The organism is Streptomyces sp. NPDC060035 (assembly GCF_042736635.1).
GTDB lineage: Bacteria > Actinomycetota > Actinomycetes > Streptomycetales > Streptomycetaceae > Streptomyces.
Genome location: NZ_JBHWVO010000019.1, coordinates 92,965 through 110,533, shown reverse-complemented (window position 1 = coordinate 110,533; position 17,569 = coordinate 92,965). Strand labels below are relative to the sequence as shown.

General features: G+C 70.4%; 20 protein-coding genes. 12 read left to right on the top strand and 8 right to left on the bottom strand.

Going from position 1 to position 17,569, the window contains the following annotated elements; all coding sequences use genetic code 11:
• Positions 1–38 precede the first annotated feature (38 nt).
• Genes ACFWBQ_RS27115 through ACFWBQ_RS27105 form a run of 3 tightly spaced genes read left to right on the top strand, consistent with a single transcriptional unit; the run spans position 39 to position 3,440 of the window.
• Positions 39–746, top strand: coding sequence for a succinate dehydrogenase (locus ACFWBQ_RS27115; protein ID WP_385499780.1), 708 nt, complete (start codon positions 39–41; stop codon positions 744–746).
• Between the two features lies 1 nt (position 747).
• A complete protein-coding gene (locus ACFWBQ_RS27110) occupies positions 748–2,697 on the top strand; it encodes a fumarate reductase/succinate dehydrogenase flavoprotein subunit (protein WP_385499776.1) in 1,950 nt (649 codons plus the stop codon).
• The gene (locus ACFWBQ_RS27105; RefSeq protein ID WP_385499771.1) at positions 2,694–3,440 is read left to right on the top strand and encodes a succinate dehydrogenase/fumarate reductase iron-sulfur subunit; all 747 of its coding nucleotides are present in this window, start codon (positions 2,694–2,696) and stop codon (positions 3,438–3,440) included. Before ACFWBQ_RS27110 ends, ACFWBQ_RS27105 begins: the two co-directional genes overlap by 4 nt.
• Before the next feature lie 79 nt (positions 3,441–3,519).
• Here the strand turns inward: ACFWBQ_RS27105 and ACFWBQ_RS27100 are convergent, their stop codons facing one another.
• Complete coding sequence (locus tag ACFWBQ_RS27100; protein WP_385499764.1) at positions 3,520–3,711, bottom strand: DUF6381 family protein; 192 nt, start codon at positions 3,709–3,711, stop codon at positions 3,520–3,522.
• 137 nt (positions 3,712–3,848) lie between these two features.
• Between ACFWBQ_RS27100 and ACFWBQ_RS27095 the strand changes: the two genes are divergently transcribed.
• Positions 3,849–4,235 (top strand): plasmid stabilization protein, encoded by a 387-nt coding sequence (locus ACFWBQ_RS27095; RefSeq protein WP_385499757.1) that lies wholly within the window; start codon positions 3,849–3,851, stop codon positions 4,233–4,235.
• A gap of 82 nt (positions 4,236–4,317) precedes the next feature.
• On the opposite strand, the gene ACFWBQ_RS27090 is transcribed toward ACFWBQ_RS27095, so the two are convergent.
• Complete coding sequence (locus ACFWBQ_RS27090) at positions 4,318–4,887, bottom strand: DJ-1/PfpI/YhbO family deglycase/protease (RefSeq protein ID WP_385499753.1); 570 nt, start codon at positions 4,885–4,887, stop codon at positions 4,318–4,320.
• 39 nt (positions 4,888–4,926) lie between these two features.
• Between ACFWBQ_RS27090 and ACFWBQ_RS27085 the strand changes: the two genes are divergently transcribed.
• The gene (locus ACFWBQ_RS27085) at positions 4,927–5,415 is read left to right on the top strand and encodes a hypothetical protein (protein ID WP_385499750.1); all 489 of its coding nucleotides are present in this window, start codon (positions 4,927–4,929) and stop codon (positions 5,413–5,415) included.
• Here ACFWBQ_RS27085 and ACFWBQ_RS27080 read toward each other — a convergent pair whose 3' ends face one another.
• Complete coding sequence (locus ACFWBQ_RS27080) at positions 5,416–5,631, bottom strand: dodecin (protein WP_329205008.1); 216 nt, start codon at positions 5,629–5,631, stop codon at positions 5,416–5,418.
• Between the two features lie 205 nt (positions 5,632–5,836).
• Here ACFWBQ_RS27080 and ACFWBQ_RS27075 point away from each other — a divergent pair, with 205 nt between their 5' ends.
• The 3 genes from ACFWBQ_RS27075 (at position 5,837) to ACFWBQ_RS27065 (ending at position 8,922) form a co-directional block, all read left to right on the top strand.
• Positions 5,837–7,087: an extracellular solute-binding protein gene (locus tag ACFWBQ_RS27075; RefSeq protein WP_385499733.1), complete on the top strand. Its 1,251-nt coding sequence runs from the start codon at positions 5,837–5,839 to the stop codon at positions 7,085–7,087.
• Between the two features lie 177 nt (positions 7,088–7,264).
• The gene (locus tag ACFWBQ_RS27070) at positions 7,265–8,086 is read left to right on the top strand and encodes a GNAT family N-acetyltransferase (RefSeq protein WP_385499717.1); all 822 of its coding nucleotides are present in this window, start codon (positions 7,265–7,267) and stop codon (positions 8,084–8,086) included.
• Positions 8,083–8,922, top strand: coding sequence for a lysophospholipid acyltransferase family protein (locus ACFWBQ_RS27065; RefSeq protein WP_385499709.1), 840 nt, complete (start codon positions 8,083–8,085; stop codon positions 8,920–8,922). Before ACFWBQ_RS27070 ends, ACFWBQ_RS27065 begins: the two co-directional genes overlap by 4 nt.
• Here the strand turns inward: ACFWBQ_RS27065 and egtD are convergent.
• Genes egtD through egtA form a run of 4 tightly spaced genes read right to left on the bottom strand, consistent with a single transcriptional unit; the run spans position 8,865 to position 13,238 of the window.
• Positions 8,865–9,827: an L-histidine N(alpha)-methyltransferase gene (gene egtD / locus ACFWBQ_RS27060; RefSeq protein ID WP_385499703.1), complete on the bottom strand. Its 963-nt coding sequence runs from the start codon at positions 9,825–9,827 to the stop codon at positions 8,865–8,867. The two genes, ACFWBQ_RS27065 and egtD, sit on opposite strands and share 58 nt — an antisense overlap.
• Positions 9,824–10,579 (bottom strand): ergothioneine biosynthesis protein EgtC, encoded by a 756-nt coding sequence (gene egtC / locus ACFWBQ_RS27055; protein WP_385499699.1) that lies wholly within the window; start codon positions 10,577–10,579, stop codon positions 9,824–9,826. The genes egtD and egtC overlap by 4 nt, the downstream gene beginning before the upstream one ends.
• Positions 10,579–11,919, bottom strand: coding sequence for an ergothioneine biosynthesis protein EgtB (egtB, locus tag ACFWBQ_RS27050; RefSeq protein WP_385499693.1), 1,341 nt, complete (start codon positions 11,917–11,919; stop codon positions 10,579–10,581). The genes egtC and egtB overlap by 1 nt, the downstream gene beginning before the upstream one ends.
• The gene (gene egtA / locus ACFWBQ_RS27045) at positions 11,916–13,238 is read right to left on the bottom strand and encodes an ergothioneine biosynthesis glutamate--cysteine ligase EgtA (protein WP_385499689.1); all 1,323 of its coding nucleotides are present in this window, start codon (positions 13,236–13,238) and stop codon (positions 11,916–11,918) included. Before egtA ends, egtB begins: the two co-directional genes overlap by 4 nt.
• 147 nt (positions 13,239–13,385) lie before the next feature.
• Here egtA and ACFWBQ_RS27040 point away from each other — a divergent pair, with 147 nt between their 5' ends.
• Positions 13,386–14,222 carry a TIGR02452 family protein gene (locus ACFWBQ_RS27040; protein ID WP_385499676.1) on the top strand — a complete coding sequence of 279 codons (837 nt, stop codon included), beginning with the start codon at positions 13,386–13,388 and terminating at the stop codon, positions 14,220–14,222.
• On the opposite strand, the gene ACFWBQ_RS27035 is transcribed toward ACFWBQ_RS27040, so the two are convergent.
• Complete coding sequence (locus ACFWBQ_RS27035; protein WP_385499667.1) at positions 14,207–14,674, bottom strand: type II toxin-antitoxin system PemK/MazF family toxin; 468 nt, start codon at positions 14,672–14,674, stop codon at positions 14,207–14,209. The genes ACFWBQ_RS27040 and ACFWBQ_RS27035 overlap by 16 nt on opposite strands.
• A 71-nt stretch (positions 14,675–14,745) precedes the next feature.
• Here ACFWBQ_RS27035 and ACFWBQ_RS27030 point away from each other — a divergent pair, with 71 nt between their 5' ends.
• The 3 genes from ACFWBQ_RS27030 (at position 14,746) to ACFWBQ_RS27020 (ending at position 17,354) form a co-directional block, all read left to right on the top strand.
• On the top strand, positions 14,746–15,870 hold the full coding sequence (locus ACFWBQ_RS27030) for a glycosyl hydrolase family 18 protein (protein ID WP_385499656.1): 1,125 nt from the start codon (positions 14,746–14,748) through the stop codon (positions 15,868–15,870).
• An 83-nt stretch (positions 15,871–15,953) separates the two neighbouring features.
• Positions 15,954–16,982, top strand: coding sequence for a LacI family DNA-binding transcriptional regulator (locus ACFWBQ_RS27025; RefSeq protein WP_385499648.1), 1,029 nt, complete (start codon positions 15,954–15,956; stop codon positions 16,980–16,982).
• Positions 16,983–17,042: 60 nt separating this feature from the next.
• Positions 17,043–17,354 carry a hypothetical protein gene (locus ACFWBQ_RS27020; RefSeq protein WP_385499642.1) on the top strand — a complete coding sequence of 104 codons (312 nt, stop codon included), beginning with the start codon at positions 17,043–17,045 and terminating at the stop codon, positions 17,352–17,354.
• Positions 17,355–17,569: the final 215 nt, after the last annotated feature.

Here is a 17,569-nt window from a genome sequence, read left to right as displayed (position 1 = left end):
TTGGACTGATGGTGCCATTCGGGCCTAGCGTCGTGTCCATGGCATTGGCAACGCGGACGGACCGACGGCCGTCCATGACGCGTACGCTCTGGGACTCGTCCGTCGGCAAGAAGATGATCATGGCTGTGAGCGGCCTGATCATGCTCGGATATCTGGGCGTCCACATGCTCGGCAACCTGAAGATCTTCTTCGGATCCGGCGAGTTCAACCACTACGCCCACTGGCTCCGGACCCTCGGCGAGCCCTTCCTGCACTACGAGTGGGCCCTGTGGATCATCCGTGTGGTGCTCGTCGCGGCCGTCGTCCTGCACGCGGTCTGTGCGTACCAGCTGAGCCGCCGCGACATCAGGGCGCGCCCGAACGCGTACGTTCACAAGAAGGCGCGCGCCGGCTACGCCACCCGCACCATGCGCTGGGGCGGCATCATCCTGGCGCTGTTCATCGTCTGGCACATCCTGGATCTGACGACCGGCACCGTGCACACCGGCGGATTCCGGTCCGGACACCCGTACCAGAACGTCCTCGACACCTTCTCCACCTGGTACGGCAACGTCATCTACATCGTCGCTGTGCTCGCCATGGGCCTGCACGTCCAGCATGGATTCTGGAGCGCGGCGCAGACCCTCGGCGTGGGCAACGCGACCCGTGACCGGGTGCTGAAGACCCTCGCCAACGTCCTGGCAGTGGTGCTGACGGTGGGCTTCGTCTCCGTGCCCGTGGCCGTCATGACCGGAGTGGTGAGCTGACATGAGCGACTACACGAACTACGCGACCGGCGAACCCGTCGTCGACACCAAGGCGCCCGAGGGCCCCGTCGCCGAGCGCTGGGACACCCGCCGCTTCCAGGCGAAGCTGGTCAACCCGGCCAACCGCCGCAAGCACACCGTCATCGTCGTCGGCACCGGTCTCGCCGGCGGCTCGGCCGGTGCGACACTCGCCGAACAGGGCTACCACGTCGTCCAGTTCTGCTTCCAGGACTCACCGCGGCGCGCCCACTCCGTCGCCGCACAGGGCGGTATCAACGCCGCGAAGAACTACCGCAACGACGGCGACTCCATCCACCGGCTCTTCTACGACACGGTCAAGGGCGGCGACTTCCGCGCCCGCGAGTCCAACGTCCACCGGCTCGCCCAGATCTCCGTCGAGATCATCGACCAGTGCGTCGCCCAGGGTGTGCCCTTCGCCCGTGAGTACGGCGGCCTCCTCGACAACCGCTCCTTCGGCGGCGTCCAGGTCTCCCGTACCTTCTACGCCCGCGGCCAGACGGGGCAGCAGCTCCTCCTCGGCGCCTACCAGGCGCTCTCCCGCCAGATCGCCGCGGGCAACGTCGAACTGCACGCCCGCACCGAGATGCTCGACCTGATCGTCGTCGACGGGAAGGCCCGCGGCATCGTCGCCCGCGACCTGATCACCGGGAGGACCGACACCTATCTCGCCGACGCGGTCGTCCTGGCCAGCGGCGGCTACGGCAACGTGTTCTACCTGTCCACGAACGCCATGAACTCCAACGCCACCGCCATCTGGCGTGCCCACCGCCGCGGCGCCTACTTCGCCAACCCCTGCTTCACCCAGATCCACCCCACCTGCATCCCGCGCACCGGTGACCACCAGTCCAAGCTGACGCTGATGAGTGAATCGCTGCGCAACGACGGACGCATCTGGGTCCCGAAGGCGAAGGGCGACGACCGCCCCGCCAACCGGATCCCGGAGGACGAGCGGGACTACTACCTCGAGCGCATCTACCCGGCCTTCGGCAACCTCGTGCCCCGCGACATCGCCTCCCGCGCCGCGAAGAACGTCTGCGACGAGGGCCGCGGGGTCGGTCCCGGCGGGCAGGGCGTCTACCTCGACTTCGCCGAGGCCATCCAGCGGCTGGGCAGGAACAAGGTCGAGGAGAAGTACGGCAACCTCTTCGACATGTACGCGCAGATCACCGCGGAGAACCCGTACGAGACTCCGATGCGGATCTACCCTGCCGTGCACTACACGATGGGCGGGCTCTGGGTCGACTACGACCTGCAGACCACGATCCCCGGCCTCTTCGCGATCGGCGAGGCCAACTTCTCCGACCACGGAGCCAATCGGCTCGGCGCCTCCGCGCTGATGCAGGGCCTCGCCGACGGCTACTTCGTCCTCCCGTCGACCATCAACGACTACCTGGCCCGCCACCCGCACGCCGAGGAGATCGACCAGGACCACCCGGCGGTCACCGAAGCCGTCGCGGAGACCGAGGACAGGCTGAACCTGCTCCTCGCCGTCGACGGCGACCGCACCCCCGACTCCTTCCACCGTGAGATCGGCGAACTCATGTGGGAGTTCTGCGGCATGGCCCGCACCGAGGAGGGGCTGCGCAAGGCGCTGGACCGGATCCCGGAGATCCGGGAGGAGTTCTGGCGCCGCATCAAGGTGCCGGGGACCGGCGAACAGTTCAACCAGTCGCTGGAGAAGGCCAACCGTATCGTCGACTACCTGGAGCTCGCCGAGCTCATGTGCCTCGACGCCCTGCACCGCGCGGAATCCTGCGGCGGCCACTTCCGCGAGGAATCACAGACCCCGGACGGCGAAGCCGCCCGCCGGGACGCGGAGTTCTCCTACGCCGCCGCCTGGGAGTTCAACGCCACCGGCGACGCCCCCGTCCTGCACAAGGAAGACCTCGTCTTCGCGTACGTCCACCCCACCCAGCGGAGCTACGCATGAAGCTGACCCTGCGCGTCTGGCGCCAGCAGAGCGCCGAGGCGCCCGGCGCCATGGCCACCTACGAAGTCGACGGCATCTCGCAGGACATGTCGTTCCTGGAGATGCTCGACACGCTCAACGAGGAACTCATCCTCGACGGGGACGAGCCCGTCGCCTTCGACCACGACTGCCGCGAAGGCATCTGCGGCGCATGCAGCCTCGTCATCAACGGCGACGCCCACGGCCCGGAACGCACCACCACCTGCCAGCTCCACATGCGGTCCTTCCAGGACGGCGACACGATCGACATCGAGCCGTGGCGCGCCTCCGCCTTCCCGGTCGTCAAGGACCTGGTCGTGGATCGTTCGGCCTTCGACCGCATCATCCAGTCCGGTGGATACATCTCCGCCCCCACCGGCACGGCACCCGACGCGCACGCAACCCCTGTGCCCAAGCCGGACGCCGACTACGCCTTCGAGCACGCCGAGTGCATCGGCTGCGGAGCCTGTGTCGCGGCCTGCCCCAACGGCTCCGCGATGCTCTTCACCTCGGCGAAGATCAACGCCCTCAATGTGCTCCCCCAGGGCGCACCCGAGCGCGAGACCCGGGTACTCGACATGGTCGCCACCATGGACGAGGAGGGCTTCGGCGGCTGCACCCTGACCGGCGAGTGCGCCACGGCCTGCCCCAAGGGCATTCCGCTGCCCTCCATCGCGGCCATGAACAAGGAGTGGCTGCGGGCGACCCGCAAGGTACGCCGCTGACCGTCGTACACAGCTGTGCCGGTGGCCCCTGTCGGTGTCGAGCAGGGGAGGACCACCGGCACAGTGTCGGGCCGAGCGCTTACACCATCGGGTCCATGCCGCGGTCCCGCATGCTGCTCTCCTGCTCGCTCTGCTCCTGCAGGCGGCGGGCCTTGTCCTGGAGCCGCCGGCGCTGCTCGGGGTCGGTGGCACGTTCTGAGGCTTCCTTCAGTTCCTGCGCCTTGGTACGCAGCTGCTGGGCACGGCCGCCGGATTCACCTGCAACGCTCATGATCACTCCTGGATCGGTGGGGGAGCGGACAGGATCAGCGAATCAGCGCTCCGCCGAACCTGCATCTCGAACGGCACCGGGCCGCGGCCGGACCGGTTGAGGGTGCCCCGTTCGGCTCTCCGGCCGGGCGGCGGGCAGTGCCACGCTGTGGGGTAGGGGCAGGCGGACCACGGCCCCGGTCCGGGAGCGAGGAGAGGTGTCATGCCCGCAAGTTCCAGCTCCAGGCGCGAGGCTACGAGCACATCAAGGAGGGCGCGGAGAAGCGCGGCACCTCCACGGAGCGTGCGAAGGAGATCGCCGCCCGCACGGCCGACAAGGAGCGTGCACACTCGGGCGAGTCGGGGACCCTGGGTACGGCTTCCCTCCGGGACCCGAAGTCGGCGTCCGAGCGCGGCGGCGAGCTTTCCCACAGCGGGGCCGAGGGGCCGACGAAGGACCCGTTGCACGAGGAGGCCAGGAGGCGCAACGTCGACGGTCGCTCGTCGATGAACAAGGAGCAGTTGCGCAAGGCTCTCGGCCGCTGAGCGCACAGGCGCGGATCCGCACCGCCCCCCGGCCGCCCGGCGCCGCTGCCGTCTCCCTGGGGCCAGGAAGGGGCGGTGGGGGTCAGGAACCCACCGCTGCGAGTTCCTTGTCGACCTCGTGAAGGAAGTCCGGCAGGTCGTCCGGTGTACGCGAGGTGATCAGGAGCCAGCCGCCGGCGTCGTCGCTGACGACCGGCGCGTCGACCCAGTTGCCGCCGGCGTTGCGGATGTCCGTCCTCAGTGACGCGTACGAGGTGAGGGTCTTGTTCTCGATGACTCCCGCCTCGATCAGCGCCCATGGTCCGTGACAGATGGCCGCCACCGGACGGCCGGAGGACGTGAACGAGCGGACGAGGTCCGAGGCGGCCTCCTGCAGCCTCAGTGAGTCGGCGTTGAGCGTTCCGCCGGGGACCAGAAGGAGGTCGTAGCCGGTCGGGTCGGCATCGGTCAGCGCGAGGGACGGGCGCACATTCTCCCCGGGATCCCTGTCCCCGACGAGCGTGCGGATGACGTCCACGGAGACGGCGGCAATGTCCACGGTCGCTCCGCGGTCGCGCAGGTGCCGCACGGGCAGTACGAGTTCGTCCTGCTCGACGCCGTAGTTGGTCACGATTGCGAGCACCCGGCGTCCGCCGAGGTCATTGCCCGTCATTCGTCCGTCCTTTCGTCGTGCTTCTTCCAGGGTGAGCGGGTGAGAGACGACGCTCGGCCGCTGGCCGTGTTCGACCTGGACGGGACGCTCGCGGACAACGGCCACCGGCAGCACTTTCTCGAAGGGGCCCGGCGCGACTGGAAAGGGTTCTTCGCTGCGGCGGTCGACGACCCTCCGCTGGAGAAGGGCGTGAAGCTCGCTCTGTCGAGCGCCGAGCAGTGCGAGGTCGTGTACCTCACCGGCCGGCCGGAGCGGTGCCGCCGGGACACCCTGGCGTGGCTGGAGCAACATGGTCTGCCGCGGGGCCGCGTTCACATGCGGCGCAACGACGACAGGCGGCCGGCCCGCCGCACCAAGCTGGAGATCCTGAAGCGGCTGGGCCGGGAGCGTGAGGTGCGGATCCTCGTCGACGACGACGAGCTGGTCTGCGACGCGGCCGAACGGGCCGGATTCACAGTGGTACGGGCCCGCTGGGCCGATTCGTCGCCGTCGCTCAAGGATGCGCAGGAGCGCGAAGGCCGGACCTGATCAGGCCTTCCCGTCGAGACGGAAGCCGACCTTGAGGCCCACTTGGTAGTGGGCGATGCGGCCGTTCTCGATGTGCCCGCGCACCTGTGTCATCTCGAACCAGTCGAGATTGTGCAACGTTTCGGAAGCTCTTGCGACGCCGTTACGGATCGCCGCATCGATGCCCTCCTCGGAGGTTCCTACGATCTCGGTGACCCGATAGGTGTGATTAGACATCTAATGTCTCCTTTCGTGGTTCCACGGTGCCTCACTCTGCGTCGACGCGCGAGGGATCGCGGCCGTCGAACTCCCGGAGGCAGGGCCCTTGACCTGCCGATTGGTCCATACCAAACTCCGGGTCATAACCCGTGCGAGCGCCGCCCGCAGTCCCCCCATCCGGGTCCTGTTGTTTCGTCGTGCCGTTCCGCAGAAGGTGACCCTCGTGAAGATCCGCAAACTGGCCGGAGCCGTTGCGCTCATTTCCTCCGTCGCGCTGGGCGGTTGCGGCTATCTGCCCGCGGGTGACGACAGCCGCACCGTGACGGTCTGGCTGATGAAGGACAGCGTTTCCAAGGGCTTCCTGGACCGCTTCACGCAGTCGTACGAGGAGGAGCACCCCTCTGTCGAACTGGAGTTTGTCTTCCAGGAGTGGAGCGGCATCGGCCCCAAGGTCATGGAAGCCCTCGGCGGCGATGACGCACCGGACGTCATCGAGGTCGGCAACACCCAGGTCGCGCAGTACGCGGAGAGCGGCGGACTGAGCGATCTCACCCTCGAGTCGATGCGTGACCTGGGCAGCGAGGACTGGCTGCCGGGTCTGGCGGAACCGGGCAGCATCAACGGTCAGCAGTACGGAATTCCCTGGTACGCGGCCAACCGTGTCGTGATCTACAACAAGGACCTCTTCGCCCAGGCGGGGATCACGGAACTGCCCAAGACGCGTGAGGAGTGGATCGACATCAGCGAGAGGCTCGACAGTGCCGACCGGCAGGGCATCTACCTCGCCGGTCAGAACTGGTACGTCCTCGCCGGATTCATCTGGGACGAGGGCGGTGAACTCGCCGACGAGAACGGCGGGGACTGGCAGGGTGCGCTGGGCTCGCCCGCCGCGCTCCGGGGGATGGACTTCTACAAGCAGCTCCAGGGGCTCGGCGACGGGCCCAAGGACGCCGACGAGCAGACGCCCCCGCAGACCGACGTGTTCGCCAAGGGTGATGTCGCCCAGATCATCTCCGTGCCGGGAAGTGCCGGACTCATCGAACAGGCAAATCCCGAACTCAAGGGAAAGCTCGGCTACTTCCCCATTCCCGGCAGGAGCGCGAAGAAGCCGGGTGCCGTCTTCACCGGCGGGTCGGACCTGATCGTGCCGGACAAGGCCGACGAGCGCCGCGCGGGTATCGACGTCATCACGGCGCTGGCGAGCGAGAAGTGGCAGACGGAGCTTGCCAGGACCATGAGCTACGTGCCCAACAAGCCCGCCCTCGCCCGTGTCATCGAGGGCCAGGAAGGAACGGCCGCGATGGCCGAAGGGGCCACCCAGGGCCGCGCCACGCCCAATTCGCCCCACTGGGCCGCCGTCGAGGCCGAGAACCCCATCAAGCCGTACATGACCGCCGTGCTGGAGGGAGGCGATCCGGCAGACGAGGCGAGGAAGGCGTCGGAGCGCATCACCGTGAAGCTCACCACGGGCTGACAGCGGTCCGGGAGCGACGGCTGAATCCGGCACCCCGGGATTCAGCCGATTCGACATCCCCGCTCTCCGTAGCGGTCATGTCAAATCCAGCCGGTCACGGAAGAAGTAAGGGGCCGGGCCGTCGCACTCCAGCAAAAGCCCGGCAGCCGCCCTGCTGATCCGTCCCCGGAGACTGCCATGACCGTGCTGCCCCTGCCCCTCACCTCACCCGTTCCCGCCCACGCCCCGGCCATACCTCCGCAGGGCGGGGCCCCCGCCGCCCCCTCGGGCTACCGGGTATCGCTCGCCACCTGCGCGGAGGACGTACGGGCCGCCCAGCGACTGCGCCACCAGGTCTTCGCCGGGGAGCTCGGCGCCCGGCTCGACGGCCCCGAGCCCGGCCTGGACAGCGACGCCTTCGACGTCCACTGCGATCACCTGCTGGTGCGCGAGGTGGCCACCGGGGACGTCGTCGCCACCTACCGGCTTCTTCCGCCCGAAGGGGCCGCGCGGGCCGGCGGCCTGTACGCGGAGAGCGAGTTCGACCTCAGCCGGCTGGGACCGATCCGCGACGACCTGGTCGAGGTCGGCCGTTCGTGTGTCCACCCCGCCCACCGCGACGGTGCGGTGATCGCGCTGATCTGGGCAGGACTCGCCCGCTACATGGAGCGCACCGGTCACACCTGGCTGGCCGGCTGCTGCTCCGTACCCCTGGCCGACGGCGGAGCGCTGGCGGCCAGGAGCTGGCATACCGTACGCACCCACCATCTGGCCCCCGAGAAGTACTGGGTCACCCCCCATCGCCTCTGGGACACCTCAGGACACCCCGCAGGGGGCGCAGGAGGCCGGGCCGCGCTGCCGCCCCTGCTGCGTGGCTATCTGCGCCTGGGCGCCTGGGTCTGCGGCGCCCCCGCCCACGACCCGGACTTCAATGTCGCCGACCTCTACGTCCTGCTCTCGATGCGCCGTACCGACCCGCGCTACCTGCGCCACTTCCTCTCGCTCGCCCCGCTGCGATGAGTGCCTGGCTGCCCACGGCCCCGTGCACCCCGCACGACTGCGCGGGACACCGGGGCGAGCGGCGCGCCCCGCTGCCCGCCGCCGCCCTGCTGTTCGCCGGCTGCACGCTCACCCTGCTCGGGGTGCTCTGCGTACCGGTCGTGCTGCTCCTGGGCCCGGCGAGCCGTGACCGACTGGTCCGCCGGTGGGCGTACACGGTGGTGCGGGCCTTCGGCGTACGCATACGCGTCACCGGACGGCCGGTGACGGCGGGACGTGCGCCGGCCGGGGAGCTCGTGGTCGCCAACCATGTCTCCTGGCTGGACATCCCGCTCGTCGCAGCGGTCCTCCCGGCCCGGATGGTCGCCAAGAGCGAGATCCGGAACTGGCCGCTGCTCGGACCGCTCGCCGGCCTCGGCGGCACGCTGTTCATCGAACGGGACCGGCTGAGAGCCCTGCCCGCCGCGGTACGGGCCCTCGCCGGGGCGCTGGCCTCCGGATCACGGGTCGCCGTCTTCCCGCAGGGCAGCACCTGGTGCGGCCGGAGCACCGGCGGCCGGTTCCGGCCCGCCGCGTTCCAGGCGGCGATCGACGCGGGCGCCGTGGTCCGGCCGCTACGCATCCGCTACCGGACCACGGACCTGAGCACCGCGGGCGCCGCGGCGTTCGTCGGCGACGATCCGCTCGCAGCCTCGATCTGGAGGGTGGTGACCGCCGCCGGGCTCACTGCCGAGATCAGCGTCCTTGCGCCGATTCCGGCCGGCAGTGAGCCCGACAGGCGTTCACTGGCGCGCGCCGCTCAGTCGGCCGTGGCCAAGGACAGCGCGAACCGGCCCGCGGAATCCGTCCACCACTGAGCCAGCCGCAGCCCCGCTGCGGCCAGTTCGTCCCGTACCCCCTCCTGGCGGAACTTCGCCGAGACCTCCGTACGCAGTTCCTCACCCGCCTCGAACGACACCACCAGATCCAGCTCCCGGACCTTCACCGTCAGGGCCCGCCGGGCGCGCAGCCGCATCTCGATCCACTCGTGTTCCGGGTCCCACACGGCGACATGGTCGAAGTCGTCGAGCTGGAAGTCCGCCCCCAGCTCGCGGTCCACCACCGTCAGCACGTTCTTGTTGAACGCCGCCGTCACCCCGGCCGCGTCGTCGTACGCCGCGACGAGCGTCGCTTCGTCCTTGACCAGATCCGTGCCGAGCAGCAGGCTGTCGCCGGGCGCGAGCCGTGCCCGTACGGACTTCAGGAACGCCGCGCGCTCGTCGGGCAGCAGATTGCCCAGCGTGCCGCCCAGGAACGCGACCAGCCGCGGCCCGGGACTGTCGGGCAGCTCCAGGACGTGCGTGAAATCGGCGATGAGGGCGTGCACGGAGAGCCCGGGGCGCTCGGCCAGCAGTGCCTCTGCCGCACCCGTCAGGGCGCTCTCACTGACATCGACGGGCACGTAGGTGTGCAGGTCGGGCAGTGCGTCCAGTAGATGCCTGGTCTTCTCCGAGGACCCCGACCCCAGCTCGATCAGGGTCCGGGCCCCGGACGCCGCTGCGATGTCCGTGGCGCGCGCGATCAGGATCTCCCGTTCGGCACGGGTCGGGTAGTACTCGGCCAGCCGGGTGATCTCCTCGAACAGGTCACTGCCGTGCGCGTCGTAGAACCACTTGGGCGGCAGCGTCTTCGGGTGCCGGGTCAGGCCGCTGAGCACATCGGCGCGAAGCGCCGCGTCGGTCGCGTCCAGCGGCAGGGTGCGGGTCAGCAGAAAGGGACTCACTCAGTGGGCTCCTTGAGCGGTGTGAGCAGAACGTCGGTGCGGGTCGCGGCCAGCAGAGTGCGGTCGGGGACCTCTCGCCAGTACGGATCGTCGTCGTACGGCTCCGAGGCGACCACCATGCGGCGGCCTGGTTCGTCGAGATACCAGAGCGAGTCGCCCCAGGCGGTCGCCACGATCGTGGAGCCATCGGTGAGCAGCAGGTTGAGGCGCGATCCGGGGGCTGCCGAAGCGATGTCGACCACGGTGTCGGCGACCGCCTGCGGTATCTCGTCGCCCTCGGCGATCCGGTGGAGCACGAGTGCCCAGATCAGCGCCGAGTCGGTCCGCGCCGCCAGGGCGAGCAGCGACGCGGGCGGCAGAACGCCTGCCAGCGGCGCCAGGGAGTCCGGCCAGCCCTTGACCGCTCCGTTGTGGCTGAACAGCAGGCGGCCCGCGGCGAACGGTGCGGCGGCTGCCTCACCGTCCGCGCCGGTGCGCGTCGCGTCACGGACCGCGGCGAGCAGCGCCGTGCTGCGCACCACACGGGCCAGATCGGCGAAGGTCTCGTCACCCCAGATGGGTCCCCGACGGCGGTAGCGCCCCGGAACCGGATCGCCGTCCGCGTACCAGCCGACCCCGAAGCCGTCGGCGTTGACCGTGCCGTACTTCTGGCGCCGCGGCTCCCAGGACTGACGTACGAGCGAGTGCGGCGGGGACACGAGCACCTCGCCCAGAGCCATCGGGGGCCCCAGGCAAGCGATATGACGACACATCAGGCATCCCTCGCAGTACGGAAGCCGGAAAAGATCTGGCGCCGCACCGGAAGGTCCCAGTTGCGGAACGTACCGCGGCAGGCCACCGGGTCCACGGCGAACGAACCGCCGCGCAGCACCTTGTGGTCGGGGCCGAAGAACACCGCCGAGTACTCGCGGTACGGGAACGGCGCGAAGCCCGGATAGGGCAGGAAGTCGCTCGACGTCCACTCCCATACGTCGCCCATCAGCTGCCCCGCGCCCGCCGGCGACCGGCCGGCCGCGTACGCACCCGCGGCGGCGGGACGCAGATGCCGCTGGCCCAGATTGGCCCGCTCCGGTGTCGGGTCCTCATCACCCCAGGGGTAGCGCAGCGAACGCCCGGAGGCGGGATCGTGACGGGCCGCCTTCTCCCACTCGGGCTCGGTCGGCAGCCGTCGGCCCGCCCAGCGGGCGTACGCGTCCGCCTCGTACCAACTGACGTGGAGCACCGGCTCGTCCGGACCCACAGGCTCGGTCACCCCGAAGCGCCGACGTAGCCACTGCCCGGCGTCCCGGTGCCAGAACAGGGGTGCAATGAGCCCGTGTTCGCGGACCATGGCCCAGCCCTCAGGAGCCCACCAGCGCGCTTCGGTGTACCCGCCGTCCTCGATGAAGCGCCGGTAGGCGCCGCAGGTGACCGGGGCGGTGTCGATGAAGAACGCCGGCACCTCGCGCCGGTGCGCGGGCCGTTCGTTGTCCAGCGCCCAGGGCTCGGTCGAGGTGCCCATGGTGAAAGGGCCCCCGGGGACCAGGACTTCACCCGGACGGGAGGCTGCGTCGGTCGGCTCCGGCGGCTCCGGTGCGCTGAGCACTGCCGGCCCCGACCGCAGCTGATGGGTGATCAGCATCGTCTCGTCGTGCTGCTGTTCGTGTTGGGCGATCATGCCGAAGGCGAAGCCGGCCTGCTCGAGTCGCCGACCGCCGCCATGCAGCGGAGCGCCGTCGAGAATGTCCAGGGCCCGTCCGCGTACCTCGGCGGCGTACTTCCTCGCCTCGGCCGGCGCCAGCAGGGGCAGCGACGGCCTGCTCGCACGGGAATGCTCGAAGGCGTCGTACAGGCCGTCGATCTCCGGGCGCATCGCCTCACGGCCGCCCACGGCGCGCAGCAGCCACAGCTCCTCCTGATTCCCGATGTGCGCCAGGTCCCAGACCAGGGGCGACATCAGCGGAGAGTGCTGGGCGATGAGTTCGTTGTCATCGAGGCTGTCGGTGAGCAGCGCGGTGCGTTCGCGGGCGGTGAGGAGTGCGGCCAGAGCGCGCTTGCGCAGGGCCTCGGTGTCGAGGCCGGGTCCGTCGGAAGAGGCAGGTGTGTCGGTCATCGGGCCGGGCCCTTTCCATGACGCGGTGCGGCTCCGGCGCCGGACCGCGCTTCCGTCCGGCCGAGCAGATCGTCGGCCGGACATCGGCCCCGGGCCACGAAGCGGTCGTGGAAGGACGCGACGGTGTTCTGCACATGGTCGGACGCCCCGATCCTGGGCAGCGCCTCCAGGGCCGCCGCGAAACAGGCGGCGGCGGCCGAGGCCAGTTCCGGATCGCTCAGCCCGTCACGGGCGGCGGTCGTCCAGAGCGGATTGCGCGGTGCGGCCGGCGGGCCCGCCGTCTCGGCCAGGGGCTTTACGGTGCGGTACACGGTTTCGGCTGCCTCCGGGTCGTCGAACATGGCGGTGGTCACGGCCAGTGGCACCAGCCAGCCGTCGGTGCCGGACTGGGCGTCGATCATGCGCAGCTCCAGGTGTCCGCGCGGGCGTACGGGCGGGAAGAGCGTCGTGATGTGGTAATCGAGGTCGGCTCGCACCGGCGGCCGTGGCCCCCCATCCCGGATCCAGTCCCTGAGCGTCAGCCCGTTCGGTACGGCCCAGGGGGCATCGGCGCTCCGGATGCACATCAACGGCGTGTCCAGGACATGCGCCGCCCAGGCGTCGCGGGGCGCGAGACGGCTGCTCGGAGCCAGGGACCGGGCCGGATCGAGGTCGGCCCACAGCGACTGCCGTGTCGAGCGCCAGCCCGTGGGCAGCCCCTCCCGGAACGGAGAATTGGCGAAGGCCGCGACGAGGACCGCACCCAGCAGGTGCCCGAGCTGCCAGCGCCGCCCGTAGCCCAGCGGTCCCGGCTCCTCCTCACCGGCGTCCAGGCATACCTGGACGGAGGCGGACGTGCACATCATGGCGCGGCCGGCGCTCCCGGACCGGTCGAGGGAGGTTTCCATGGCTGCGTAACGGGGCTCCTGCAGCAGACGGCGGGGAGGATGCCACGGATCTACGCCGAGTCCGACCGGTTCGAGACCGGCCCGGCCGAGGGTGTCGCGCACGGCCCTCATATCGGCGGCGGTCTGGTCGATACACGCCATGAGGGAGGCGGCGGGCTGCGAGCTGAGCTCCAGCTGACCGCCCGGTTCGAAGGTCAGGGCCGCGTTCAGCGGGGTGTCGCGCACGGCGTCCGCAGCGGCGCCGAGACGGTCGTGGGAGACGGGGACATCGGGATGCTCCTGGTCATGAATGAGCCATTCGAGTTCCACACCGACCGTCCGGGGCGGTCCTGTCTTGAAACATATGCCGCGCAGCAGATCCTCCACCTCGTCCTCGCGGAGGGGTTCTGCGTCAACGGGCGGACTGTGATCGCCGGGTGTGTCCGGGGGCATGCTGGGCCTCCTCTTGGGGTGCTTCCTTACCACCCAAACCCTTACCGGGAGTTCGCACAAGGGTGCCCCTGCGGGACGGAAAACCGGTTGCGTCCATGCCGCCGGGACATCCAGCATGCCCCGTATGCACCACACGGGGGCGCGCCGATGAGCGCACGACTGCGCGGCATCGCGCGAGATACCGAGGCCATCGTCACGGCCGGGCGCTACCGCACGCCCGACGGGCGCGAGGTCACCATCGAGCGTGCCCTGACGGCCGCGCTCTCCGGCACCCGGCTGTACGGCCCCGAGCCGGTGCCGGTCGCCGTCCTGGACACCGACCGCACCCCGGCCGTCGAGGTCACCGGCGAGAGCAGCCTGCAGGCGGCGCACCGGTTGGCCTCCGGATCAACGGCCAAGGTCGCCGTCCTGAACTACGCCTCCGCCCGCAACCCCGGCGGCGGCTACCTGAACGGCGCGCAGGCCCAGGAAGAGGCCCTGTGCCGTGGCTCCGCGCTCCATGCCACGCTGCTGCGCGCCCCCGAGTACTACGCCCACCACCGCACGGAACGCAGTGCCTTCTACACCGACCGGGTCATTCACTCACCGGGTGTGCCGGTCTTCCGCGACGACCGGGGGCGGCTCCTCGACACCCCGTACACCGTGGGCTTCCTGACCTCGCCCGCACCCAACGCCGGAGTGATCCGCAGGCAGACCCCCGAAGAAGCGCACCGCATCCCGGCCGCGCTCGCGAGCCGGGCCGAACGGGTGCTCGAGGTGGCTGCCGTCCGCGGCTACCGCCGGCTGGTCCTCGGCGCCTGGGGCTGCGGGGTCTTCCAGAACGACCCGGCCGAGGTGGCGGGGGCCTTCCGCGCCCTGCTCGCCGACGGCGGACGGTTCGCGGGCCACTTCGAGAGAATCGTCTTCGGCATCCTGGAACGCAGTCCCGGATCCCCGGTCCGGGCGGCCTTCACCCGGGTGTTCGCCGGTCAGCTCCAGCCGTAGCGCTCCCGCAGCCGCACCACGACCTGGTCGAACCTGTCCCGGTCCAGAGCACACGCCTCACGGCGCATCCCGTCCTCGTCGACCCTCAGCACCCGGTCCAGATCGACCCAGGACGGCCGCCCCGAGCTGTCCCACGGACCGGCACCCAGCGAGACCCACTCGTGATCCCTGTCGTGCTGCTTGCTGGACAGCTGCACGGCGAGCAGCGTGCCCTCCTGTTCCCGGGCGACGACCAGAACAGGCCGGTCCTTGCCCCGTCCGTCGTTCTCCTCGAACGGCACCCACGTCCAGACGATCTCTCCCGGGTCGGGATCGCCGTCACGGTCCGGCGCGTAGGAGGTGCGGACCGGACCCACGTCGAGGGGGTCGGCCTCGGCCGTGGCGGTCGGGCCACTGCGGCCGGGGAAGTCGGAGGAGCTGTTGCTGCTGTAGTTGCCGTGCTGGAACGTCATCGCAACACCGTAGAACCTGGACGGCCCAATCCGTGGAGCGGGTCCGCGAAATGGGGTTCAGGCTCGACCTCATGATCACCCCCGTTCTCACCGCACACCTGTCCCGCGCCGTCACGGTCGCCGGGCTCCTCGCAGCAACGCTGCTGCCCACGGTTTCCGCCACGGCGTCAGCCCCGGTCCCGGACCCGCCCCCGGCCTCGTCCACGGCCTCAGGGCTGTCCGGCGGCCCCGCGGCACCGCCTCCCCGTACGGTGTCGGCGTGGCTGCCCTACTGGGACCAGGAAGGCGCATACCAGGACGCCTTGCTCCACGCCGACCAGCTGCACACCGTCAGCCCGTTCTGGTACGAGGCCGTCTCGGCCGGCCGGATCGACGCACACCCGGGCGCGGGCGAGCGACGGATCATCGACGGACTGCACCGCGCCGGAGCGAAGGTCGTCCCCACGGTCATGGAGACGATGAAGTCCGGCGTCCTCGCAGCGATCCTCACCAGCCCCGCCCGGCGCACCGAGCACGCCGACGCGCTGATGCGCACCGTCGCCACCCGTGACTACGACGGCCTCGACCTGGACTACGAGTCCATCGCCGCCACGGGCGACGCCACCTACGCCTCCGTACGCGACGGGTTCACCGCACTGGCGACCGATCTCTGCCACCGGCTCCAGGGCATGGGCAAGCAGTGCGTGATCACGGTGTTCCCCAAGACCGCGACCACCGGGCGCATCTGGGACTACGCGGCCCTCGGCCGCGTGGCCGACCGGCTGCGGATCATGGGCTACAACCTCCACTGGTCGGGCGGCGACCCCGGACCGCTCGCCGATACGCGCTGGTACGACGACATCCTCACCCGCGCCACCGCCCTCGTCCCCGCGGCCAGGCTGGAGATGGGGCTCCCCGCCTACGGCTGGGACTGGCCCGCGGACACCGACAGCGCGTCCGCGACGAAGCATGTCACCTGGAAGGAGGCCGAGGCGCTGCGCGCTGAACAGGGCGCGCCCTACCGGCTCGACGAGGTCTCGGGTACGCCGTACTTCACCTACGAGGACGGCACGGAGCTCCGTGAGGTCTGGTACCAGGACGCCCGCGGGGTCGCCACGCATCTGCCGGTGCTGCGCAGACACGGCGTCACCAACACCGTGCTGTGGGCACTCAACTTCGAGGACCCCCAGGTCTGGCCGGTACTCGCCGGCGGATGACCCCCGGTGCCCCGCTCCGCCCGCCGCCTGGGTGCCCCCGGGCCGCGGGCGGTGCCGACGGGTCTGGAAGACTGCCCGACGCCATGAGCCAGTTACCCGAGCAGCCCGCCCACATCTCCGTACCGACCAGCGCCGATGTGGCGCGCCTCGCCGGAGTCTCCCGGGCCACCGTGTCCTACGTACTGAACAACAACTCGACCGTACGGATCAGCGAACCCACCCGCCGACGGGTCAGGGAAGCAGCCTCCGACCTCGGCTACGTCCCGCACGCGGCGGCCCGTAGCCTGCGCGCCGGACACACCAGGATGGTGCTGCTGGCCGCCGCGCACGTGCCGGCCGGACCACTCCACCAGCGCTTCTACCAGGACCTCCAGACGGATCTGCGCCGTCTCGACTACACCGTCGTGCAGTACGGCAGCGTCGGTCTCGACGCCGATGAGGCGGCCAGGGCCTGGGCGGAGCTCCGCCCCGTCGCGGTCGTCTCACCGGGCGCCATCGCCCTCACCCCGCACGGCATAGGGGTGCTCACCCGCTCCGGCGCCAAGGCGGTGATCACGCTCGGCCCTCAGCCCGTGGCCGGCGCCCACGCACTCGTCATGGACCAGCGGGAGGTCGGCAGCTGCGCGGCTCTGCACCTGCTGTCCCGCGGCCGCCGCCGGATCGGCGTGGTCATGCCCCAGGAACCCGGGCTCGCGCTGTTCTCCGAGCCACGGCTGGCCGGTGCGCTCCATGCGGTGGAGCAGTCCGGGACCGATGCCCGGGTCCAGCCGCTGCCGCTGCGGTACGAGGAGGAGTCGGCCGGGGAACTTGCCGCCCGGTGGCGGACACTGGGCCTGGATGCCGTGTTCGCGTACAACGACGAATACGCCATGCTCCTGATGAGGGCGTTGCAGGACGCCGGTGTCCAGGTGCCCGCGGAGACGGCCGTCATCGGTGCCGATGACCTGATGCTCGGCAGGCTCCTGCGGCCCCGCCTCAGCAGCGTCAGGATGGAACTGGCGACCGCACAGCCGTTGGCGGAGATGATCGACAGACTGGTGCAGCACCCGGGCGGTGCACCGGAGCGTCACGATCTGCTGCGTGCCAGGTCAGTGGCACGCGAGTCCAGCTGACCGGGTCCTCGGCGGTGCCACGACATGCGCAGCCGACAGCAGATGTCTAGCGTCGTCGGCATGAGCCATCCGCAGAGCTACGAGATCCTGCTGGTCCCGGAATTCAAGGAGTCCACCGGCGCCCCGGTGCCCGGTATCGCCATCCGCTCGGCGGTCGTGGCGGCCACAGGGGACACGGGGGCGTCGGGATACCCGCGCTATGCGGGGGACGGCATGGAGGCGGACATCGACCCGGCGACACATACCGTGGAGGCCCTGCTGGTGGACGGGGCGGAACTGGACTACGGCCTCACGGTCCGGATCGCGGAGCGGAGGGCCGAGGCCGGGGAGGAGACCGCCGAAGGCACGGGGGAGGAGACCGGCGACCGCTGAGCGCCGGCCCGCCGCACCGCCCTGCTCACAGCCTGCTCGCCCGCCCATACCCGCGCCCGGGCGAGCGCGGGTATCGACATCGTGCGGGAGAATCCCGCGTCGAGAGGTTCGACGAGAGCGCGCGGGAGCGCGCACCAGCCGTGCGCTCCGGCGGGGAAGCGCATGCAGCGCGGTCTCCAGGACGGCCCGGCCGCAGTGGTCCTCGCAGCACGGGT

Excerpts from the sequence above, each read along its gene's own strand:
- ACFWBQ_RS27115 (WP_385499780.1), top strand. The coding sequence starts at position 39 with ATGGCATTGGCAACGCGGACGGACCGACGGCCGTCCATGACGCGTACG.
- ACFWBQ_RS27080 (WP_329205008.1), bottom strand. The coding sequence starts at position 5,631 with ATGTCTAATCACACCTATCGGGTCACCGAGATCGTAGGAACCTCCGAG.
- egtB (WP_385499693.1), bottom strand. The coding sequence starts at position 11,919 with ATGACCGACACACCTGCCTCTTCCGACGGACCCGGCCTCGACACCGAG.
- ACFWBQ_RS27100 (WP_385499764.1), bottom strand. The coding sequence starts at position 3,711 with ATGAGCGTTGCAGGTGAATCCGGCGGCCGTGCCCAGCAGCTGCGTACC.
- ACFWBQ_RS27035 (WP_385499667.1), bottom strand. The coding sequence starts at position 14,674 with ATGACGTTCCAGCACGGCAACTACAGCAGCAACAGCTCCTCCGACTTC.
- egtC (WP_385499699.1), bottom strand. The coding sequence starts at position 10,579 with ATGTGTCGTCATATCGCTTGCCTGGGGCCCCCGATGGCTCTGGGCGAG.
- ACFWBQ_RS27070 (WP_385499717.1), top strand. The coding sequence starts at position 7,265 with ATGACCGTGCTGCCCCTGCCCCTCACCTCACCCGTTCCCGCCCACGCC.
- ACFWBQ_RS27110 (WP_385499776.1), top strand. The coding sequence starts at position 748 with ATGAGCGACTACACGAACTACGCGACCGGCGAACCCGTCGTCGACACC.
- ACFWBQ_RS27020 (WP_385499642.1), top strand. The coding sequence starts at position 17,043 with ATGAGCCATCCGCAGAGCTACGAGATCCTGCTGGTCCCGGAATTCAAG.
- ACFWBQ_RS27105 (WP_385499771.1), top strand. The coding sequence starts at position 2,694 with ATGAAGCTGACCCTGCGCGTCTGGCGCCAGCAGAGCGCCGAGGCGCCC.
- ACFWBQ_RS27040 (WP_385499676.1), top strand. The coding sequence starts at position 13,386 with ATGAGCGCACGACTGCGCGGCATCGCGCGAGATACCGAGGCCATCGTC.
- egtA (WP_385499689.1), bottom strand. The coding sequence starts at position 13,238 with ATGCCCCCGGACACACCCGGCGATCACAGTCCGCCCGTTGACGCAGAA.
- ACFWBQ_RS27065 (WP_385499709.1), top strand. The coding sequence starts at position 8,083 with ATGAGTGCCTGGCTGCCCACGGCCCCGTGCACCCCGCACGACTGCGCG.
- ACFWBQ_RS27025 (WP_385499648.1), top strand. The coding sequence starts at position 15,954 with ATGAGCCAGTTACCCGAGCAGCCCGCCCACATCTCCGTACCGACCAGC.
- ACFWBQ_RS27090 (WP_385499753.1), bottom strand. The coding sequence starts at position 4,887 with ATGACGGGCAATGACCTCGGCGGACGCCGGGTGCTCGCAATCGTGACC.
- ACFWBQ_RS27030 (WP_385499656.1), top strand. The coding sequence starts at position 14,746 with ATGATCACCCCCGTTCTCACCGCACACCTGTCCCGCGCCGTCACGGTC.